At 62.6% G+C, this 20,330-nt stretch carries 19 protein-coding genes; 8 read left to right on the top strand and 11 right to left on the bottom strand.

What is annotated here, in order from left to right; translation table 11 throughout:
• The first annotated feature begins 71 nt into the window (after nt 1–71).
• The 3 genes from VG99_RS14675 to VG99_RS14665 all read left to right on the top strand — a co-directional run bounded on the left by VG99_RS14675 (nt 72) and on the right by VG99_RS14665 (nt 3,002).
• A complete protein-coding gene (locus VG99_RS14675; RefSeq protein WP_044501196.1) occupies nt 72–878 on the top strand; it encodes an outer membrane protein OmpK in 807 nt (268 codons plus the stop codon).
• Nucleotides 879–978: 100 nt separating this feature from the next.
• Nucleotides 979–1,692 (top strand): ABC transporter ATP-binding protein, encoded by a 714-nt coding sequence (locus VG99_RS14670; protein ID WP_044501194.1) that lies wholly within the window; start codon nt 979–981, stop codon nt 1,690–1,692.
• Nucleotides 1,692–3,002, top strand: a complete 1,311-nt coding sequence (locus tag VG99_RS14665) for an ABC transporter permease (RefSeq protein ID WP_044501191.1) — start codon at nt 1,692–1,694, stop codon at nt 3,000–3,002. Before VG99_RS14670 ends, VG99_RS14665 begins: the two co-directional genes overlap by 1 nt.
• A gap of 63 nt (nt 3,003–3,065) precedes the next feature.
• Here VG99_RS14665 and VG99_RS14660 read toward each other — a convergent pair whose 3' ends face one another.
• Genes VG99_RS14660 through VG99_RS14635 form a run of 6 tightly spaced genes read right to left on the bottom strand, consistent with a single transcriptional unit; the run spans nt 3,066 to nt 7,917 of the window.
• On the bottom strand, nt 3,066–4,175 hold the full coding sequence (locus VG99_RS14660; protein ID WP_044501679.1) for a tetratricopeptide repeat protein: 1,110 nt from the start codon (nt 4,173–4,175) through the stop codon (nt 3,066–3,068).
• Nucleotides 4,176–4,177: 2 nt separating this feature from the next.
• Nucleotides 4,178–4,873: an energy transducer TonB gene (locus VG99_RS14655; RefSeq protein ID WP_044501189.1), complete on the bottom strand. Its 696-nt coding sequence runs from the start codon at nt 4,871–4,873 to the stop codon at nt 4,178–4,180.
• The gene (locus tag VG99_RS14650; protein ID WP_044501186.1) at nt 4,873–5,286 is read right to left on the bottom strand and encodes an ExbD/TolR family protein; all 414 of its coding nucleotides are present in this window, start codon (nt 5,284–5,286) and stop codon (nt 4,873–4,875) included. Before VG99_RS14650 ends, VG99_RS14655 begins: the two co-directional genes overlap by 1 nt.
• A gap of 12 nt (nt 5,287–5,298) precedes the next feature.
• Nucleotides 5,299–5,814 carry a MotA/TolQ/ExbB proton channel family protein gene (locus VG99_RS14645; RefSeq protein ID WP_239419924.1) on the bottom strand — a complete coding sequence of 172 codons (516 nt, stop codon included), beginning with the start codon at nt 5,812–5,814 and terminating at the stop codon, nt 5,299–5,301.
• A complete protein-coding gene (locus VG99_RS14640; protein WP_044501180.1) occupies nt 5,807–7,153 on the bottom strand; it encodes a MotA/TolQ/ExbB proton channel family protein in 1,347 nt (448 codons plus the stop codon). The genes VG99_RS14645 and VG99_RS14640 overlap by 8 nt, the downstream gene beginning before the upstream one ends.
• The gene (locus VG99_RS14635) at nt 7,150–7,917 is read right to left on the bottom strand and encodes a DUF3450 domain-containing protein (protein WP_052508821.1); all 768 of its coding nucleotides are present in this window, start codon (nt 7,915–7,917) and stop codon (nt 7,150–7,152) included. The genes VG99_RS14640 and VG99_RS14635 overlap by 4 nt, the downstream gene beginning before the upstream one ends.
• 193 nt (nt 7,918–8,110) lie before the next feature.
• Here VG99_RS14635 and VG99_RS14630 point away from each other — a divergent pair, with 193 nt between their 5' ends.
• On the top strand, nt 8,111–8,779 hold the full coding sequence (locus tag VG99_RS14630) for an OmpW/AlkL family protein (protein ID WP_044501175.1): 669 nt from the start codon (nt 8,111–8,113) through the stop codon (nt 8,777–8,779).
• A 58-nt stretch (nt 8,780–8,837) separates the two neighbouring features.
• On the opposite strand, the gene VG99_RS14625 is transcribed toward VG99_RS14630, so the two are convergent.
• The 4 genes from VG99_RS14625 to VG99_RS14610 form a co-directional block, all read right to left on the bottom strand.
• Entirely contained in the window at nt 8,838–9,719 is an 882-nt protein-coding gene (locus tag VG99_RS14625; RefSeq protein ID WP_044501172.1) for a sugar nucleotide-binding protein, read from the bottom strand.
• 112 nt (nt 9,720–9,831) lie between these two features.
• Nucleotides 9,832–10,509 (bottom strand): histidine phosphatase family protein, encoded by a 678-nt coding sequence (locus tag VG99_RS14620; RefSeq protein ID WP_044501170.1) that lies wholly within the window; start codon nt 10,507–10,509, stop codon nt 9,832–9,834.
• Nucleotides 10,510–10,735: 226 nt separating this feature from the next.
• Nucleotides 10,736–11,236 carry a single-stranded DNA-binding protein gene (gene ssb, locus VG99_RS14615; RefSeq protein WP_044501167.1) on the bottom strand — a complete coding sequence of 167 codons (501 nt, stop codon included), beginning with the start codon at nt 11,234–11,236 and terminating at the stop codon, nt 10,736–10,738.
• A gap of 27 nt (nt 11,237–11,263) precedes the next feature.
• Nucleotides 11,264–12,634: an MFS transporter gene (locus tag VG99_RS14610; protein WP_044501165.1), complete on the bottom strand. Its 1,371-nt coding sequence runs from the start codon at nt 12,632–12,634 to the stop codon at nt 11,264–11,266.
• 198 nt (nt 12,635–12,832) lie between these two features.
• Between VG99_RS14610 and uvrA the strand changes: the two genes are divergently transcribed.
• The 4 genes from uvrA to VG99_RS14590 are packed head-to-tail and all read left to right on the top strand — an operon-like array spanning nt 12,833 to nt 18,210.
• Nucleotides 12,833–15,670: an excinuclease ABC subunit UvrA gene (gene uvrA, locus VG99_RS14605; RefSeq protein ID WP_044501163.1), complete on the top strand. Its 2,838-nt coding sequence runs from the start codon at nt 12,833–12,835 to the stop codon at nt 15,668–15,670.
• 57 nt (nt 15,671–15,727) lie between these two features.
• A complete protein-coding gene (locus tag VG99_RS14600; RefSeq protein WP_044501162.1) occupies nt 15,728–16,732 on the top strand; it encodes a methionine ABC transporter ATP-binding protein in 1,005 nt (334 codons plus the stop codon).
• Nucleotides 16,729–17,394 (top strand): methionine ABC transporter permease, encoded by a 666-nt coding sequence (locus tag VG99_RS14595; protein ID WP_044501160.1) that lies wholly within the window; start codon nt 16,729–16,731, stop codon nt 17,392–17,394. Before VG99_RS14600 ends, VG99_RS14595 begins: the two co-directional genes overlap by 4 nt.
• 42 nt (nt 17,395–17,436) lie before the next feature.
• Nucleotides 17,437–18,210: a MetQ/NlpA family ABC transporter substrate-binding protein gene (locus VG99_RS14590; RefSeq protein ID WP_044501157.1), complete on the top strand. Its 774-nt coding sequence runs from the start codon at nt 17,437–17,439 to the stop codon at nt 18,208–18,210.
• A gap of 519 nt (nt 18,211–18,729) precedes the next feature.
• On the opposite strand, the gene VG99_RS14585 is transcribed toward VG99_RS14590, so the two are convergent.
• Nucleotides 18,730–20,190 (bottom strand): catalase, encoded by a 1,461-nt coding sequence (locus VG99_RS14585; RefSeq protein WP_044501155.1) that lies wholly within the window; start codon nt 20,188–20,190, stop codon nt 18,730–18,732.
• Nucleotides 20,191–20,330: the final 140 nt, after the last annotated feature.

The following is a 20,330-nucleotide window of genomic DNA, read 5'->3' as shown; positions in this document are numbered from 1 at the left end:
CGGGAGTGACAATTGTGTCCCGCCATACCCGTAGGGCCCAGTAAAACAACAACAATAATCAGGATTGAAGCATGAAAAACATAACCACATCTTGCCTTGCTCTTATTGCGGGCGGGGCGATCGCAAGTCCGACTTTCGCTGCTGATCTTGTGCAATGGCACACCAATAGCCTGACCTACCTATACGGCAAGGACTTCAAAATAGATCCGTCAATCCAGCAAACGCTCACGTTCGAACATGCTAGTGGCTGGGCTGTAGGCGATTTGTTTCTCTTCGTTGATCAAATCAACTTCAACGGCAAGGGAGCCAATGACGGTAATGATGACCGGACCCATTACGGCGAATTCTCTCCCCGTCTGTCTTATGCCAAACTCAGCGGCACCAATATTACTATCGGGCCCGTCATTGACATATTGCTATCCATGACCTATGAGTTTGGCAAAGGCGATACGGAAGCCTACCTCATCGGCCCCGCCATTGATCTGGCCATACCCGGATTTGATTTCTTTCAACTTAACACCTATTTACGCAAGAGCGATGGTGGACGGCCCGGTGACAATGTCTGGCAGATAACACCTGCGTGGAGCTATACGCTTCCGGTCGGTCGGTCGGAGCTGGTGATCGATGGATATATCGATTGGGTAGTGGATAACGATGAAAACAGTCAGGGCGAATATCACGCCAATGTGCATATCAACCCGCAGATCAAATATGACCTCGGCAAGGTGTTGGGCTGGAAGGAAAAGGTATATATCGGCATAGAGTACGATTATTGGAAGAACAAATTTGGTATTGAAGACGGCGGTTATGTCAGCACTGAACTTGTTGGATCCACGAACCAGAACACCGCCAGCCTGCTCTTAAAAGCCCACTTCTGACGGCAACCTACAAACAGAATCCACGGTACCACCGGGGGAGGCCGCTTGACCGCAGGAATAAGCGTTATAAGATAACGTTAAATTTCTGCTGGAACATCGCATGTCTACCCCTGTTATACAGCTGCACCATGTCAGCTTCGCCTGGCCCCGCCAGCCCACACTGCTGGATATCGCCAGCCTGACGCTGCAACCCGGCGAGCGGGTGTTCCTGAAAGGTCCCTCCGGTAGCGGCAAGACCACGCTGCTCAGCCTGATCGGCGGCGTCCAATTGCCAGACCATGGGCAGATCCGCTTGCTGGGGCAGGATCTCGCAAGGTTGTCCCGCTCGGCTCGGGATCAATTCCGCGCCGACCACAGCGGCTACATCTTCCAGATGTTCAACCTGCTGCCCTACCTGTCGGTGATTGAAAACATTGCGCTGCCTTGCCATTTCTCGCGCCTGCGCCGCCAGCGCGCGGCGGAGCGCTACGGCTCCGTTGCCGCCGCGGCCACCGCTCTGTTGGAGCAGTTGGGTTTGAGCCAAGCGGTAGTGGGTGAGCAACCGGTCGCCGAGCTATCCATCGGCCAGCAGCAGCGCGTCGCCGCGGCGCGGGCGCTGATTGGCAGTCCGGAACTGATCATCGCCGACGAGCCTACTTCGGCGCTAGACGCCGATACCCGCGAAGCTTTTCTGGAGTTGCTGTTTGCCGAATGCCAGGCTGCGGGCAGCGCTCTGCTGTTCGTCAGCCATGACGGTGCGCTGGAAGGGATGTTCGACCGTAGTCTGGCACTGGGCGATCTCAATCGCGCCGCCTCCCTGCAGGAGGCCAGCTGATGTTTCTGCTGCATCTGGCATGGCGCAGCCTGGCCAACCGGCGGTTCTCCGCCCTGCTGACCATCTTCGCTATCGCCCTGAGTGTGACCCTGTTGCTCGGTGTGGAAAAGGTCCGCACCGAGGCTCGCGCCAGCTTCGCCGGGACCATCGCCGGCACCGACCTGATCGTTGGTCCGCGCACGGGCTCGGTACAGCTGCTGTTGTATTCGGTGTTTCGCATCGGCAACCCGACCAGCAGCATGACCTGGGACAGTTTCCAGAAGGTGGCGGACCATCCGCGGGTGGCTTGGGCCATCCCGATTGCCCTGGGCGATTCGCACCGCGGGTATCCGGTGCTGGGCACTACCACCGATTACTTCGACCATTACCGCCATGGTCGTGACCGCGCACTGGCTTTTACCCAGGGGCAGGCCTTTGCTGGGCTCTACGATGCGGTGATCGGTGCCGACGTAGCCCGGGAGCAGAACTACCGCTTGGGGGATGAGCTGGTGCTAGGACACGGCACCGGTTCGGTGAGCTTCATCGATCATGCCGACCAACCTTTCCAGGTCAGCGGCATCCTGGCTCCTACCGGCACGCCGGTGGACCGCACCGTGCATATCAGCCTGGCGGGCCAGGAAGCGATCCATGCCCACTGGCACCACGGCATGCCGCCGCGTCCGCAAGCCCGTGGTCACGCCGGGCATGGCCATGATCACTCCCATGACCATGACCATGACCATCATCAGCCTGGCGCCGAACAACAGGATGTCACGCCAACCACCATCAACGCTGCGCTGCTGGGCTTGAACAGCCGGGTGGCCAGCTTCGCGGTGCAACGGGATATCGACCGCTTCCCCGATGAGCCTTTGATGGCAATTATTCCGGGCGTTGCGCTGCAGGAGCTCTGGAGCTTGCTCGGTGTGGCGGAACAGGCGCTGTTCATCGTCTCGGTGTTCGTCGTATTGACCGGGCTGATCGGCATGCTCACTGCCATCCTCAGCAGTCTCAACGAGCGACGCCGGGAGATGGCCATCCTGCGCTCGGTAGGCGCGCGGCCCCGCCATGTGTTCAGCTTGCTGCTACTGGAAGCCGCCAGCCTGTCCGGCCTGGGCATACTGTTGGGGTTGGCGCTGATGTACGGGGTGCTGTGGTTGGCGCAACCGCTGATTGTCGCCCGGTACGGCGTATTCATCCCGCTGACCACGCCGACTACCCGTGACTGGAGTCTGCTCGGCCTGATCCTGCTGGCGGGCGTCAGCATGGGCTGCGTGCCGGCCTGGCGCGCCTATCGGCAATCGCTGGTCGATGGGCTGTCGATACGTACCTGAGGCCGGCCGGCTGCCGTATCCAGCAAGCGGGCATCAGGCCCGGTTACCGAGCTCCTGGTGCAGCTAGCTGTTATCTTCCATCGCCAGGCGGGCATAGCCCTCCCACTGGCGAATCAGCTGCCGCTGCTGGCTGCTAGCACCGCTCTGCGCCCGCTTGAGGGTGGTCAGCAGGTCCGGCCACTGCCCGTCTTCCAATTGAATACTCGCCAGCCGCAGCCAGTGGTCAGCCCGGCCACTGCCGTTGGCCACGGCAATCCAGGCATCACGCGCCCGCGTGCGGTCGCGTGCCAGGGTCCAGAGTTGTGCCAGTCGCTCCTGGCGCGCCGCGTCGGTCGGCAGCAGCTTCTGCGCCATCAGCTCTTCCAGCAGCCGTGCTGCCTGCCAGGGCGCACCTGCATTCATCTGCAGGGCCACCAGATTATCCAGATCGGTCTGGGTCAGCCCCACCCCCGCTTCATGGGCCAGTCGCAGCGTGGCCGCCGCCGCGGGTTGTTCGCCGGCCTGGCTCTGCAGGCCCGCCAGTTGCCGCCAATGCTCACGATTCTGCGGGGCGCGCTTGAGCAGCACCTTCTGCCATTGGGCCGCGCTGCTATAGCGTTCCTGCTGGTAATTCATGCCGACCAGCAGTTGGTACCAGACATCGCCAACGCCAGGATCGGCGCGGACCACCTGTTCTGCCAGCGGAATGGCCTTGGCATAGTTCTGCGTCTGGCTATAGCACTGCACCAGCAACTGTTTCTGCTCCAACGTCAGGGCACCCTTCGCCTGCACGGTCTCCAATAGCCTGGCCGCGTCGCTGTACTGCCCCTCAGCCGCCAGCAGTTGCGCCAGATTCAACTGATCTTGGCGGGCGACGGTCGCGTCCAGCTTGCCGTGGGCCAGGGCCTTGCGCAGCCAGTCGATGGCCTGGCGGTTCTGCTGGGCGGCAATCGCCACATAGCCCAGCCGCTGCTGGATCAGCGCCAGCTCCAGGCTACCCGCTTCGACGTCGTCCAGCGCCTGGTTCAGGGCACTGCGTGCCTTGCCCAGGTCCCCGCCCTGCTGCGCCTTCTGCGCTGCCGTTAGGGCCTGGAATACCGCAGGGTTGATTGCCTGTTGCGCCATCACCAGGCCCGGCGCCAGCAGCAGCGTCAGCCCCAGTGCGGCGCTGCGATAGAGGTTTGCGACACACATGGTCATCTGTCCTCCAGACGGAAATACAAGGTTTTGGTTGCCTCACGGGCAACCGGCTGGCCATTCTCCCGGCGCGGTGCAAAACGCCAGCGACCGGCGGCACGGCGCGCCTCGCGCTCGAACACGCCCTTGGGTTTGGCCGAGGTCACCCGCAGATTGTCCACCCGCCCATCAGGGGTGATGGTGAACGCCAGGGTCACTTCACCTTCAATGCCCGCCGCCAATGCCCGTTGCGGATAATTGGGTGGAATATCCACCAGCGGGGTGACTTCCTCGGCGGTGCTGGGACTGCTCGAGGTGGCCGGTGCCGCTGGCGCTGCAGGTGCGGGAGTGGGCGCGGGGGCCGGCGCCTCTGCCGCGGTAATCCCGGCCAGCGTCGGCGTGACCGCCACGTTCACACCCGGAGTCGGCAGGTTCGGTACGCTGATGTTCAGCTGCACGTTGGTCGCGACCTGCGGCTGCGGCGGCGCCGGCTGGGGCGGCGGCACATCCGGCGGTTGCGGCTGCTCCGGCGGCTGGCGCGGTTGCCGCTGACGGCTGTCACTTGGGGTGTCCGCCACGCTGCGGACAAAACTGACCCGAGCCAGCTCCTCGCCCAGATCCCGGTTGTCCCGTGGCGGCATGACCATGATCATCATCAGGGCGAACAGCGCCAGCGTCACCAGCAAGGCGCCGGCAAAGCTGACCAGCAGGCGCATCAGTTGGCTCCCGCCGTGGCCGCCAGGGCCACATCCTGCACACCGGCCATGCGCACCTGGTCCATGACCTGAATCACCAGGCCACTGCGTGCGTCCTGGTCTGCCTGCACTACCACGGTGCTATCCGGTTGATCCACCCGCATGCGCTCCACCGCGGCGCGCACCGCCCGGATGTCGACCTGCTGGCGGTCGATCCAGATCTCACCGTTGGGGTCCACGGCGATCAGGATGTTGCCTTTGGGCTGCTGCTCGGAGCTGTCCGCCGTCGGGGTATTGACTTCGATACCGGTGGTCTTGATGAAGGTGCTGGTCACGATGAAGAAGATCAGCATGATGAACACCACGTCGAGCATGGGGGTCAGGTCGATGCCGGCTTCGTCGTCGTTGCCTGCCGAGTGTCTGCGCATGCGCATGATCAAGTATTCCTATTCGTGACGCAGGCGGTCGGTGAGCCGCTGCAGGGCCAGCCGCGACGCTGCATCGAGTCGCGCCAGGCAAAATAATCCGCTGATGGCGATGACCATGCCGGCCATGGTCGGCATGGTGGCGCGGGAGACGCCCGCCGCCATCGCCCGGGGGTTGCCGGTTCCGCTGATCGACAGCACGTCGAATACCTGGATCATGCCGCTGACAGTACCCAGCAGACCAAGCAAGGGACACAGGGCGATGAGCACCCGGATCATCGGCATGAAACGATTCAACCGCTGACGCGCCATCGACAACCAGGCCTCGCGGATATGGCGCGCCGCCCGGCTGCTATGGTCGCCGCGGCGCAGCCAGCGTTTTTCCAGACTGGCCGAACGCAGGGGAAAGATCCGCCACAGGTACCACAGGCGTTCGACCATCAAGGTCCACAGCACTATGGTGAAGCCCAGGATGGTCCACAGCACCCAGCCGCCGCTGTCGAGAAAATCCCTGAGCAACCAGAGGGCTTCACTCACCGCGCCGCTCTCCGGAATCCAGATGCAGCGCGATCAGGCCCGCGCTCTGCTGTTCCAGCACCTGGATGACCGCCTTGCTGCGCGACGCCAGCATGCCATGCAGGAACAACAACGGGATGGCGGCCACCAGTCCCTGCACCGTGGTAACCAGCGCCTGGGAAATGCCGCCGGCCATCAACTTGGGATCACCGGTACCGAACAGGGTGATGGCCTGGAAAGTAGCGATCATGCCGGTGACGGTACCCAGCAGGCCCAGCAGCGGCGCCACTGCCGCCAGCAATTTGATCAGGCCGTTGCCCCGCTCCAGGGCTGGGGTTTCCCGCAGGATGGCCTCATCCAGTTTCAGCTCCAGGGTGTCCAGCTCCTCCAGTCGAGGCTTGCTGCCGATCACGCCGAGAATACGGCCCAGGGGGTTGTCGTTACGCAATTGATCCAGACTGTTGGCCTGGCGCTCGACCTTGCGGGAAATACCCAGTAGCCAGACCAGTTTGGCCAGCGCCAGCAGGATGCCGATGATCCCCAGGGCGATGATCACATAGCCCACCAGGCCACCCTGGCGGACCCGATCCATGAAGGACGGCGTCAGCTGCATCTGCCCGATCACGGTGCCCCGCGTAGGATCGACCATCAGATCGGCCAGCTCCGTGCGCGGCGCCAGGAAATCACCGATCAGCGCGCGGCCTTCAGGTTGCTTGTCCGCTACCTGCAAGGTGCCGGCCTCGGCCTGATAGGTGAGGTACTCCTCTCCGGCGAGGGCGACAAAGGGCCCAACCAGCACGACCGGCGTGTCCTGCTGCTGGCCGTCGCGGCCAATGACCGACGCCGTCACCCGGCTGATCTTGCCGCTGGCGGTCATGTCTTCCTGCAGCATGAACCAGAACTGCTCCAGGGTCTCCACCGTTGGGATCTGGGCGGTAGCGGCCAGACGATCGAGCTGTGCCAGGCGCTGCGGGAATTGCACATTCAGCAGCGAATCCTGCCATTGACTGCGGGTGTCCCCCGCCATCTGCCGCACCACGCCAAACAGCTCACCGAGGTTGCCGCTGCGCTCGCGCATCTGCGTCTCGGTTGTCGCCAGCTGCTGCTCTAGTTCATCGAACTCGGCCTTGAGCCGATCGGCTTCGGCCTTGATTGGCGCCAGCTCGCGCTCGGCCTGGGTCAGCAGTGCCTCCTGGTTATCCCGCTCGCGCAGGAATTCTGCTTCGCGCTCGCGCATGGCCGCCTGCTCGCTGCTGCGGATCTCGCGAATATCCTGCAGCAATTGATCAAGCGAAGCGGGTTGGGCGAGAACGATCGGGCTGCTCAGGGTCACAGCCAGGGCAATCAAGAGGCGCTTCATTGGGCAGCTCCCTGTTCACTGACGGGCGGCAAGGGCAAACGCAGCATGACCGGCGTCTGCTGTTGGCGGGCAATCTTTAGGCCCTGCGCCAATGTGCGGTGATAGCCGGCCGGCAGCGGTTGCCACTGCCGGGCCTCGGCATTCCAGTAACCCTGGATATGACCGTCCAGGCTCTGGTAGAACAGCGCCAGCCGTCCCAGCCGCAGGAACTCGACCACTCGCTGGTTACCATCGACGTCCAACGTGCCGCGCCAGGCTTCCAGGGTGCGGCCATAATCGCTTTCGATCTGATAGGCCTCGAGTACGCGGCGGTATTTCTCGGCCACCGTCACTTCCGGGCGGATCATCAGCGCCTGCAGCTGCGCCAGACGGTCGGCCCGCTCATCTTCGAGAAACGGCAGGTCCAATTCGATGAACTGTTCCAGGGAGCGGACCATGCGTTGCAGCATGGGCACGACTTCAGCCTGGGTTTCCTCGATGGTGGACAGCTGCGCCTGCAGGTCTGCCAGCTCGCTGCGCTGGGATTCGACCATCTTGCTCAGCTGCTGGTTGTATTCGGCCAGTTGATCCTTCTGCTGGATTGCCTGGCGGTAGCGGTTCAGGGCATCCCGGGTGGCGTTGTCCAGCTGGTCAATACGCTGCTGGGAACGTTGCGCCTCGGTCATCAGCGCCTCCCCTTCCGCCAGCGCGCGCTCCGCTGCGCCCTGACCCAGCGCCATGGCTGGCAGCAGCCCTGCCATCAAGAATATCCAAACCGCTCTCATCCAGTTCCTCCCGGGGGGCACGGCGAGTCCTATCGAATTCGCCACAAAAGAGAAGCATTATCATCTCCTCACTCACATAATTCAACCGCGGCATCCTGTCGCGATACCTATTCCCAAACACTTGCTCCAGATCAATAAACGTCTTGCTCCACACGCCTACAGTAGAGCCATCAAGACACCAAGGAGACATTCAATGTCGCGCACTGTATCCAGAATTACCCTCGGCCTGCTGCTCGCTCCCGCTCTGCTGGCCGCCTCCATTGCCCAGGCCCACCAGGCTGGCGACATTATTGTGCGGGCCGGTGCGGTGACAGTGGATCCGCGTGAAGATAGTGGCCTGGTTGAAGCAGGTGGTGCCGCCCTAGCGGGGACTGGCGCCACGCTGGATAGCGATACCCAGCTGGGTCTGAACTTTGCCTATATGTTGAGTGACAAGGTTGGCGTCGAGCTGCTGGCAGCCACACCGTTCAGCCATGATGTTGGCGTAACCGGCGTAATCGACAAGCTAGGTAGCATCAAACATTTGCCCCCGACCGTTAGCTTGGTCTACTACCCGCTGGACAACGCCTCCGCCTTCCAGCCCTACGCTGGCGCCGGCGTCAACTTCACTTGGTTTTTTGATGAGTCTCTGAGCAGTGCCGCCAAAGGCGATTTCGATGGCTTTAGCCTGGAGAATTCCTGGGGGCTGGCAGCGCAAATCGGTGCAGACTATATGCTGGACGACAACTGGATGGTCAACGCACAGGTTCGTTATATCGATATCGAAACCACCGGCAAGACCAGCCTGAACGGCACTCCGGTCAAGGTCGACGTCGACGTCGATCCCTGGGTCTACATGGTTGGCCTGGGCTACAAGTTCTGAGCCCACCCGCAAACCAAACGGCCGCTTTCGCGGCCGTTTTTCATTCAGTGTCTCAGCCTCAGCCGGTCAGCTCATCCAACAACGCTGGTAACTGGCTGCGCCAGGACCGCGGCTTGATGCCAAACACCATCAGCAACTTGCGCCCCATCAGCGCCGCGTTCTGCGGCTGGCCCCGCAACTCTGGCCGGCTGGCAAAGCTCACCGGCTGGATGGCCACATCCCCGGTCAGCGTCCCGCGCCCGATCAACTCCTGGACCACGCAATGGGCGAAGCTGATCCAGGTGGTCGCCTCGCTGCTGCCGTAGTGATAGGTGCCGAACAGGGGCGCGGCACAATCCAACTGTTTGAGCACCGACAACAGTACTCGGGCCGCATCACCCACGGGCGTCGGGTTACCGCGCCACTCCTCAGCCAGTTCAAGGGGCGCATTCACCTGCAGGCCCGCTACCAGCCGTGCCAGCGGCGCCTCGGCGGCGCCGTCGAGCAGCCAGCCAAAACGCAGGATAAGGTGGCGTGGGCATTGGGTGCGCAAGCTCTGCTCCAACTGCGCCTGCAGGCGGCCGAGTGAGCCGGTGGGGTTCACTTCGTCCTTTTCGGTATAGGAGGAAGCCTTGTCGCCATCGAATACCCGCGCGCTGGACAGCATGACCAGGGTGACGGCGTTGGCGGCGCAACCATGGATCAGCCGCTCATCGAAGTTCTTCTGCTGCTGCAGCGTCGGCGTATCGGCCACCCCCAGCTGAAACTGTTCCCGATAGAACGCCAGATTCAACACCAGATCCGGCTTGGCGCCGGCCAGCAGCTGATCGGCCATCTCCGGCTGCCAGCCCTGGTCCGGGCGCTCCACGGCCTCGAGCTGGATGAACTCGGCGGCCGCCTGGGCCAACAGCGCCTGCCCCAGCGAACTCTCCGCACCGAGCAGTAATACCCGCATTCGCATTCACGTGAACCTGTTGATGATGTCGTCAGGCTGCATTGTGCAATGTTCAGCCGCTCACGTCATCAGCGCAGCGCATCGAAAAAAGCGCCCAATGCAACTGGCAACTGAGTAATCAGGTATAGGTAATCATCGCCTGCCGGTCGAGCCGATCCAGATGGGGCACGTTATTGAAGCTGCTCAGGCGCATGCTATGGCTATTGAACCGGCAGTGGGTCACGGCTGTGTTGCGAGTCTGCAGATTGAGATCGACCATGGTCGACTCCGGCGCCTGCAGCAATTGACGCACCAGCATGGCGATGGCCCCGCCGGAGCTGACCACCAGCAATCGCTCGCCGGCATGACGCTGCTGGACGCCCTCGCGGAAGGTGCTCAGTCGTTGTTCGAAGTTGGCCCAGGTTTCCGGTAGCTCACCTTCCAGCTCACCGGTTGACCACAGCAGGATGCCCTTTTTCAGACGCAGGAAGAAATCCTTGGCTACCGGTTTCTCCGGCAGCGCATGCTCGGGAAACTGCGTGGTGTAGGCGCGCAATACCGAGTGGAAGTCGAATTCGTTCAGCTCCGGGTACACTGCGAAATTGTGCTTGTCCAGCCCCAGGCCGTGGCAGATGCCTTCGGCGGTTTCCCGGTGGCGGACCATGTCACCGGTGATGATATGGTCGAAACGCATGTCCCGCTCGCGGAAATACTCCCCCAGCAAACGCGCTTGCTCATGCCCCAGCTCCGACAGCTGGTCGTAGTTGCTGGTGCCGAACGAGGCCTGGCCGTGACGTACAAAATAGATTTCCGACATGCAGGGTTCCACTTGTTGTTCTGGGTAGGCGGGCACGCACGGCCCGAAGATTCCTGATGCTAGCGGCAAGGCGTCGCTGCCGGCAACCGGGCACGGGTCGCATCACGCTGGCTGATGGGCAGGCATTGTCAGGCGGAAGGTTGTTGGCTGAAAGCCGGTGCGGGGACAAAAAAGAAACCCCCGACAGGGCGGGGGTTCCAGATGCAGCTTGCAGATTCACTATCCGTCAGAACGGGATGTCATCATCGAAGCTGTCGTAGTCAGGCATCTGCTGGGCCTGCGGCTGGGCCGGCTGCTGCTGTTGCTGCTGCGGTGCCGGGCGCTGGGGCGCGGGGCGTGACGGCTGCTGGGCACGCGGGGCCATACCCTCGCCACCGCCCTGACCACGGCTGTCGAGCAGCTGCATCTGCCCTTGCATATCCACTACGATTTCGGTGGTGTAGCGCTTGACGCCGTCCTTTTCCCACTCGCGGGTCTGCAGGCGGCCTTCGATGTAGAGCTTGGAGCCCTTGCGCACGTATTCACCGACGATTTCCGCCAGGCGACCGAAGAACACCACCCGGTGCCACTCGGTCCGTTCCTGCTGCTGACCGGTCTGCTTGTCCTTCCAGCTGTCGCTGGTCGCCAGGGTGACGTTGGCCACCGCATTGCCGTTGGGCAGGTAGCGCACTTCCGGGTCACCGCCCGCGTTACCGATCAGGATTACTTTGTTGATGCCTCTGGCCATTTCACTCTCCTCGGGTGTCTGGTGGGTTCAGACCGGGTTGACGACCCGCTCCAGTTGTTCGCGATCCAGCACCTGTGTATCGACTTTGATATAAGCGGCTGCTTCCTCAGCCACGATAACTGCCTCGGCCACTCCCGGTACGTCCAGAATTCTCCGGTGCAACGCCTCATCCCGAACCTGGGTCGGGGCCAACGCCAGGCGGAGGCTGGTGACGTACGGAGGCTCGGCCATGGTAACACCAATCAGGAGCCAGGACAGCGCCAGCATGGCGCAGCAGACGAACACCCCGACCAGGCCGAAGCTCCCGTAAACCGCGCCACCGAGCATGCCGCCGAGGGCCGCGCCAGCGAACTGGCTGGTGGAATAGATCCCCATTGCCGTGCCCTTGCTGCCGGGCGGGGCAATCTTGCTGAGCATGGACGGCATGGTCGCTTCCAGCACGTTGAAGGCGACGAAGAACAGCACTATCGCCAGCACCAGCCAGGGCAGCGATGCCATGCTCAGCCACATCATCGGCTGCACCAGCGCCAATAGGGCGACCGCGCCCAACACCACCCGCTTGATCCGGCGCTGGCGTTCGGCATAGATGATCAGCGGCACCATGCCGATGAAGGACAGCAGCAGGGCCGTCAGATAGACCCACCAATGGCTTTCCCGGGGCAGTCCAGCCTGCTCCTGCAGCGCCAGCGGGATCGCCACGAAGCAGGCCATCAGCAGCGCATGCAACACCGCGATGCCATAGTTCAGCCGCAGCAGATCCGGGTTGCGCAGCGCCGGCAAGAAGGCGCCCTTGGCCACCCCGGCGTCCCGGTGCTGCAGCGCTTGCGTGGGTGTCGGTACGACCAATGCCACCAGTGCAATCCCCACCAGCGCCAACACCGCCGTGGTATAGAAGACCCCCGGCAGCCCGGCGGCGCCGGCAATCAGCGGCCCCGCCACCATGGCGACGGCAAACGACAGCCCGATGCTCATGCCGATCATCGCCATCGCCTTGGTGCGGTGTTGATCCCGGGTCAGGTCGGCCACCAGCGCCATGATCGCCGCGGCGATGGCACCGGCGCCTTGCAGCACGCGCCCGGCGATCACGCCCATCATGCTGTCGGCCTGGGCTGCCACCAGCCCACCCAGGGCAAACAACAGCAGCCCGCCGATGATCACCGGCTTGCGGCCGATCCGGTCCGACAACATGCCGAAGGGGATCTGCAGGAAGGCCTGGGTAATGCCGTAGGCGCCAATGGCCATGCCGATCAACAGCGGCGTGGCGCCCTCCAAGTCCTGACCGTAGGTCGCCAACACCGGCAATACCATGAACAGACCGAGCATGCGGAAGGCGAACACCGCAGCCAGGGACGAGGCGGCGCGGCGCTCTTCGGACGACATGGTATCTGCCGGGTACATGAAATCTCCGCTGCGGGACAAAAGGCGGCATTTTAGCATGCTTGTACGGTCGAAACAGGAGTTCGACGCCGAACCGGCGTTGACTCCCATGGTGGACCCAGGCAGCCGCGCCAGCGCGACCTTTCGGCCGGCGTTTTTTGCGGGGACCACCCCGAAACACGTATACTGTCGAGCTTTGCTGGCTGCGGGTAATCTGCTGTGGATACAATTTCGATACGTGGGGCACGCACCCACAACCTGAAGAACATTGATCTGGATCTGCCCCGCGACAAGCTGATCGTCATCACCGGCCTGTCCGGCTCGGGCAAATCCTCCCTGGCCTTCGATACGCTGTACGCCGAGGGCCAGCGCCGCTACGTCGAGTCGCTGTCGGCCTATGCCCGGCAGTTCCTGTCAATGATGGAAAAGCCCGACGTCGACCACATCGAAGGGCTGTCACCAGCGATTTCCATCGAGCAGAAGTCCACCTCGCACAACCCGCGCTCCACCGTCGGCACCATTACCGAGATCTACGATTACCTGCGCCTGCTATTCGCCCGGGTCGGCGAGCCGCGCTGCCCGGACCATGATCTGCCGTTGGCCGCCCAGACCGTCAGCCAGATGGTCGACCAGGTGCTGGCCCGCCCCGAAGGCAGCAAGCTGATGCTGCTGGCTCCGGTGATGCGCGAGCGCAAGGGTGAACACCTGGCGCTGCTCGACGAGCTGCGGGCCCAGGGGTTCGTGCGCGCCCGGATCAATGGCCGCATCCATGACCTGGACGAGGCCCCGGCCCTGGAGAAGACCCGCAAGCACACCATCGAGGTGGTGGTCGACCGCTTCAAGGTCCGCGAAGATCTGCAGCTGCGCCTGGCCGAGTCCTTTGAAACCACGCTGAACCTGGCCGATGGCATCGCCATCGTAGCCCCCATGGAAGGCGAGGAAGGCGAGGAAGTGGTATTCAGCGCCCGCTTTGCCTGTCCGGCCTGTGGCCATTCGATCAGCGAGCTGGAACCGCGACTGTTCTCCTTCAACAACCCGGCCGGCGCCTGCAGCGGCTGCGACGGCCTGGGGGTGAAGCAGTTCTTCGATGCCCGCCGCCTGGTCAACGGCGAGTCGACCCTGGCCGAAGGGGCCATCCGCGGTTGGGATCGACGTAACGTCTACTATTTCCAGATGCTCAGTTCGCTGGCCAGTCATTACGGCATCGACCTGGACCAGCCCTTCGATGACCTCAACGAAAAACACCGCAAGCTGATTCTCCAGGGCACCGGCAGCGACAAGGTTCCCTTCCGCTACCTCAATGACCGCGGCGACATCGTCAAGCGTGAACACCCGTTCGAAGGCATCCTGCCCAACCTGGAGCGGCGCTATCGGGAGACGGAGTCCCAGAGCGTACGCGAGGAGCTGAGCAAGTACCTGAGCACCCAGCCCTGCCCGGACTGCCACGGCACCCGCCTGCGTCGCGAAGCACGCCATGTGTTCATCGACGGCCGCAACCTGTCCGGCATCACCACCATGCCGGTCGGCGCCGCCGCGGAATACTTCGAGCAGCTCAAGCTGCAGGGTAGCCGCGGCGAGATCGCCGAGAAGATCCTCAAGGAAATCCGCGCCCGGCTGATGTTCCTGGTCAACGTCGGCCTCGATTACCTGGCCCTGGACCGCAGCGCCGATACCCTGTCCGGCGGCGAAGCCCAGCGCATCCGCCTGGCCAGCCAGATCGGTGCCGGCCTGGTAGGCGTCATGTACATCCTGGACGAGCCGTCCATCGGCCTGCACCAGCGCGATAACGAGCGCCTGCTTAGCACCCTGGTGCATCTGCGGGACCTGGGCAATACGGTGATCGTCGTCGAGCATGACGAGGACGCCATCCGCCTGGCGGATTATGTGGTCGATATCGGCCCGGGTGCCGGCGTGCACGGCGGCCAGATTGTCTCCCACGGCACGCCGGAGCAGGTGATGAATGATCCGGCTTCGCTGACTGGCAAGTACCTGTCCGGCACGGTGAAGATTCCGGTGCCGGCCGAGCGTACACCGGTCCGCAAGGACCAGTGGCTGCGCCTCAAGGGTGCCTGCGGCAACAACCTGCAGAAGGTCAACCTGGAGATTCCGGTTGGCCTGTTTACCTGCGTCACCGGCGTATCCGGTTCGGGCAAATCGACCCTGATCAACAATACCCTGTATCCGATCACGGCCACCGCCCTGAACGGCGCAACCACGCTGGACCCGGCGCCCTATACCAGCTTCGATGGCCTGCAGCACCTGGACAAGGTGGTCGATATCGACCAGAGCCCGATCGGCCGCACGCCCCGCTCCAACCCGGCCACCTATACTGGCCTGTTCACGCCCATCCGCGAGCTGTTTGCCGGCACCCAGGAGGCCCGCTCCCGTGGCTACAAGGCGGGTCGCTTCTCCTTCAACGTCAAGGGCGGGCGTTGCGAAGCCTGCCAGGGTGACGGGTTGATCAAGGTAGAAATGCACTTTTTGCCCGACATCTACGTGCCCTGCGATGTGTGCAAGAGCAAGCGCTACAACCGCGAGACGCTGGAGATCAAGTACAAGGGCAAGAGCATCCATGAGGTATTGGAGATGACCATCGAGGAGGCCCGCGCCTTCTTCGATGCGGTGCCAGCCCTGGCGCGCAAGCTGCAGACGCTGATGGATGTGGGGCTGTCCTACGTGCGCCTCGGCCAGTCTGCCACCACCCTGTCCGGCGGCGAGGCCCAGCGGGTCAAACTGGCACGGGAGCTATCCAAGCGCGACACCGGCAAGACGCTCTATATCCTCGACGAGCCCACCACCGGCCTGCATTTTGCCGACATCCAGCAACTGCTGGACGTACTGCATCGCCTGCGCGACCACGGCAACACCCTGGTGGTCATCGAACACAACCTGGACGTGATCAAGACCGCGGACTGGATTGTCGACGTCGGCCCCGAGGGCGGCTCCAAAGGCGGCAAGATCATCGCCACCGGTACGCCCGAGCAGATTGCCGCTGCCCCGCACTCCCATACCGGGCGCTTCCTCGGGCCGCTGCTGGAGCGCGACCGGGCCAGCTGAGGACAGGGCCCGCTGGCCCTTGTCCGCTTTCATTTACCCCTATCAGCGAACAGAGACGTGATTGAATTTCAGCAGGTAACCAAGGCCTACCGGGTCGGCAACCAGGACATCCCCGCCCTGCATGCGACCGACCTGAGCATCGAGGCCGGTCAGGTTTTCGGTATTATCGGCCACTCGGGCGCGGGCAAGAGCACGCTGCTGCGGCTGATCAACCGCCTGGAGGAGCCCAGCAGCGGCCGGATCGTCGTCGCCGGGGAAGATATCACCGCCCTCGACGCCCCGGGCCTGCGGCGCTTTCGCCAGCGCGTGGGCATGATCTTCCAGCATTTCAACCTGCTGTCCTCCGCCACGGTGGCCGATAACGTCGCCCTGCCCCTGCGGCTGGCCGGTCTCGCCGACCGCGCGCAAATCGCCGCGCGAGTGGCCTCCCTGCTGGACCGGGTTGGCCTGAGCGAGCATGCCGACAAGTATCCGGCGCAGCTGTCCGGCGGCCAGAAACAGCGGGTCGGCATCGCCCGGGCGCTGGCCACCGAACCCAGCATCCTGCTGTGCGACGAGGCCACCAGCGCCCTCGATCCGCACACCACCCGCCAGGTGCTGCAACTACTGGCGGAGATCAACCAGGAGCTCAAGCTGACCATAGTGCTGATTACCCACGAGATGGACGTGATTCGCCGGGTCTGCGACCAGGTGGCGGTCATGGACGGCGGCCATATTGTCGAGCAGGGCAAGGTCAGCGAGGTGTTTCTGCATCCCCAGCATCCCACCACCCGCAGCTTCGTCTTCGATGATGAAAGCGATGAGGACCAGGCCGAGTACTTCGCCCATGTGCCCGGACGCATCCTGCGCCTGACCTTCCTCGGCGAAGCCACCTTCGCCCCGTTGCTGGGTCAGGTGGCCCGCGCCACCGGGGTGGATTACAGCATCCTTGCCGGACGCATCGACCGCATCCGCGACGAGCCCTGTGGCCAGCTGACCCTGGCACTGATTGGCGGCGATGTGGATGCCGCCATGCACCAATTGGCCGCAGCCGAAGTTCATGTTGAGGTACTCCGCGGATGAGCGAACTGTTCAGCAATATCGACTGGTATGACATCTGGATCGCCACCCTGGATACCCTGCTGATGCTGGGTGGCTCATTGTTCTTTACCGTACTGCTCGGCTTGCCACTGGGCATACTGCTGTTTCTGACCGGCCCCCGGCAGATGTTTCAGCGCAACGGCCTGTATGCGGCGCTGTCGCTGCTGGTCAACGCGCTGCGTTCCCTGCCCTTCATCATCCTGTTGATCGTGATGATTCCCTTCACCAAGCTGATCACCGGCACGTCCCTCGGCGTGGCCGGCGCGATCCCACCACTGGTGGTGGGTGCGACACCCTTCTTCGCCCGGCTGGTCGAGACCGCGCTGCGCGAGGTGGATCGCGGCATTATCGAAGCCACCCAGGCGATGGGCGCCAGTACCCGTCAGATCATCACCCGGGCCCTGTTGCCCGAGGCGCGGCCGGGCATCATTGCCGCGGTCACCGTGATCGCCATCACCCTGGTGTCCTATACTGCGATGGCCGGTGTGGTCGGCGGTGGCGGTCTGGGCGATCTCGCCATCCGCTATGGCTATCAGCGCTTCCAGACTGATGTCATGATAGTGACCGTCGTGCTGTTGCTGGTGCTGGTGCAGATTCTGCAAAGCGTCGGCGACCGCCTGGTTGTGCACTATTCACGCAAGTAAGCAGGACGATAACCTGCGTTCCCGTACATTCTGGAGTATTCAATGAAGAAGATTCTTGCTGTTCTGGCTCTGACCACTGCCTTTGGCGCCCATGCGGCAGACAAGCTGAGCATCGCCGCCACCGCTGTTCCCCATGCCGAGATTCTCGAGTTCATCAAACCAGCACTGGCCAACGATGGCGTGGAGCTGGATATCAAGGTTTTCAACGATTACGTACAGCCCAACCTGCAGGTTGCCGAAGGCCGCCTGGATGCCAACTTTTTCCAGCACAAGCCCTATCTGGATGAATTCAACAAGGGTCGCGGTACCGATCTGGTCAGCGTGGCGAATGTGCACGTGGAGCCCTTCGGCATCTATTCCAGCAAGCTGAAGTCGCTGGATGAGGTGACCAATCGCGCCACCGTGGCCATCCCCAACGACGCGACCAACGGCGGTCGCGCACTGCTGCTGCTGGACCGCGCCGGCGTCGTCACCCTGAAAGACAAGAGCAATATCCTCGCCACCGCCCGTGACATTGCCGAGAATCCGAACAAGGTCCGCATTCGCGAACTGGAAGCGGCCACCCTGCCTCGCGTGCTCGACCAGGTTGACCTGGCGCTGATCAACACCAACTACGCCCTGGAAGCCGGCCTCAACCCGACCAAGGACGCCCTGGCTATCGAAGGCGATGACTCGCCTTACGCCAATATCCTGGTGACCCGTGCGCAGGATGCCGAGGACGAAGCCGTACAGAAGCTGGTAAAGGCGCTGCAGAGCAATGAGGTGAAGGAATTCATCGAGGAGAAATATAAGGGCGCTGTTGTTCCGGCGTTCTGATTAATCGATAGCTGTTTAACAAGCCTCTGCCGCGGTGACGTGTCAGGGGCTTTTTTGTTGGTCGCACTCCATCGGGCAACGTTGCTGCCATGTAAGTGTCGGCGTTTTTGAATATCTGCAGGCCTCCTCGCTGGGACGCCCCTGCTACGACACGCCGTGAATACATCCCTGTAAGCTCGTTGATGTCATCCCTGACATCAAACGGTCGTATCAGGGGTGTCCCAACGCTGCGGCAGAAACTTTTTGGCGCTGAGGGTTCTCGAACAGCGGCGCGGAGATTGCCGGCGTGCTGGGGGTGCAGGGTTGCGCCGACCGTCGGTTTTCAGGGATGAAAACCGCGAGCCTACAGGGACGTATTCACGGCGTGTCGGCACGGCCCTGCACCGCCAGCGCTGCCTTGCACGGAAAGGAACGCACCACCGCAATGGCCTGCCTCAACCTCAGGCACTCACAAACCCCAGACACAAAAAACCCGCGACTAATACCACGTCGCGGGCTGTTTCCAACCACCGGTTCTTATCAGACCGGCACTTCCGACATCGATACACCCAGGGCAGCTGCCACACCTTTGCCGTAAGCCGGATCGGCCTTGTAGCAGTGGGTGATGTGGCGAATCATGATGTGTCGCTCAACCCCGTTCATTGCCCGCGCGGTGTTCTGGAACAGCCGCTGCTGCGCGTCTGCCGACATCAGGCGGAACAGGTTACCCGGCTGGGTGAAGTAGTCAGCATCGTCCGCACGGTAGTCGTAACGGGCTGCTGCACCTTCCAGAGCCAGCGGCGGCTCGCTGAAGTCGGGCTGTTCCTGCCACTCACCGTAGGTATTCGGCTCGTAGTGCAGCCGGCTGCCGTGGTTGCCATCGACCCGCATGGCGCCGTCACGATGGTAGCTGTGGACCGGGCAACGGGGCGCGTTGACCGGGATCTGATGATGGTTGACCCCCAGGCGGTAGCGCTGGGCATCGCCGTAGGAGAACAGCCGACCCTGCAGCATGCGGTCCGGCGAGAAGCTGATGCCAGGCACCACGTTGGCCGGGGTAAAGGCCGCTTGCTCCACATCCTGGAAATAGTTGTCCGGGTTGCGGTTCAGCTCCATGTAACCCACCTCGATCAGCGGGTAGTCCTGCTTCGACCAGACCTTGGTCAGATCGAACGGGTGGAAGCGGTAGGTGGCCGCATCGGTCTCCGGCATGATCTGCACATACATGGTCCAGCGCGGGAAGTCGCTATTCTCGATCGCCTCGTACAGATCCCGCTGGGAGCTCTCGCGGTCGCTGGCAATCAGCGCACCAGCTTGCTCATCGGTCAGGTTCTTGATGCCCTGCTGGGTCTTGAAGTGGAACTTGACCCAGTAACGCTGGTTGTCCGCGCTGATGAAGCTGTAGGTATGCGAGCCGAACAGGTGCATATGGCGGTAGCCAGCCGGGATACCCCGGTCGCCCATCACATAGGTAATCTGGTGCAGCGCTTCGGGCAGCCCGGTCCAGAAGTCCCAGTTGTTGTTGGCGTTGCGCATGTTGGTCCGCGGGTCACGCTTGACCGCATGGTTCAGGTCGGGGAATTTCAGCGGGTCGCGGAAGAAGAATACCGGCGTGTTATTACCCACCAGATCCCAGTTGCCCTGTTCGGTATAGAACTTCAGCGCAGCGCCGCGAATGTCGCGCTCGGCGTCAGCTCCGCCGCGCTCCCCGGCTACGGTAGAGAAGCGAGCGAACATCGGGGTCTTCTTGCCCACCTCGGCGAAGATACGCGCCTTGGTGTATTTGGTAATGTCATGGGTCACCACGAACTCACCGAAGGCGCCGGAGCCCTTGGCGTGCATGCGGCGCTCGGGGATCACTTCGCGGTCGAAGTGGGCAAGCTTCTCCAGGAACCAGACATCCTGCAGCAGCATCGGGCCACGGGGGCCTGCCGTCATCACATTCTGGTTCTCGGATACCGGCGCACCGGCCACTGTAGTGAGTCTGGGTTTATCGGTCATAGCGTACTCTCCTGGATCAATTCGGCGGCCAGCGGTATCGAACCGGTGGCGTTGGCGTAATGATAGAGAGTTGACGGGTATAGACCCAATGAGTTGACTCAAACCAAACGATAGGATTTACGTATAACGAGACGGATAAT

The sequence above is a fragment of the Pseudomonas saudimassiliensis genome (assembly GCF_000939975.1).
GTDB classification, from domain to species: domain Bacteria; phylum Pseudomonadota; class Gammaproteobacteria; order Pseudomonadales; family Pseudomonadaceae; genus Halopseudomonas; species Halopseudomonas saudimassiliensis.
Note: the sequence above shows the minus strand (reverse complement) of the source record. Positions and strands in the feature narration are given on the sequence as shown.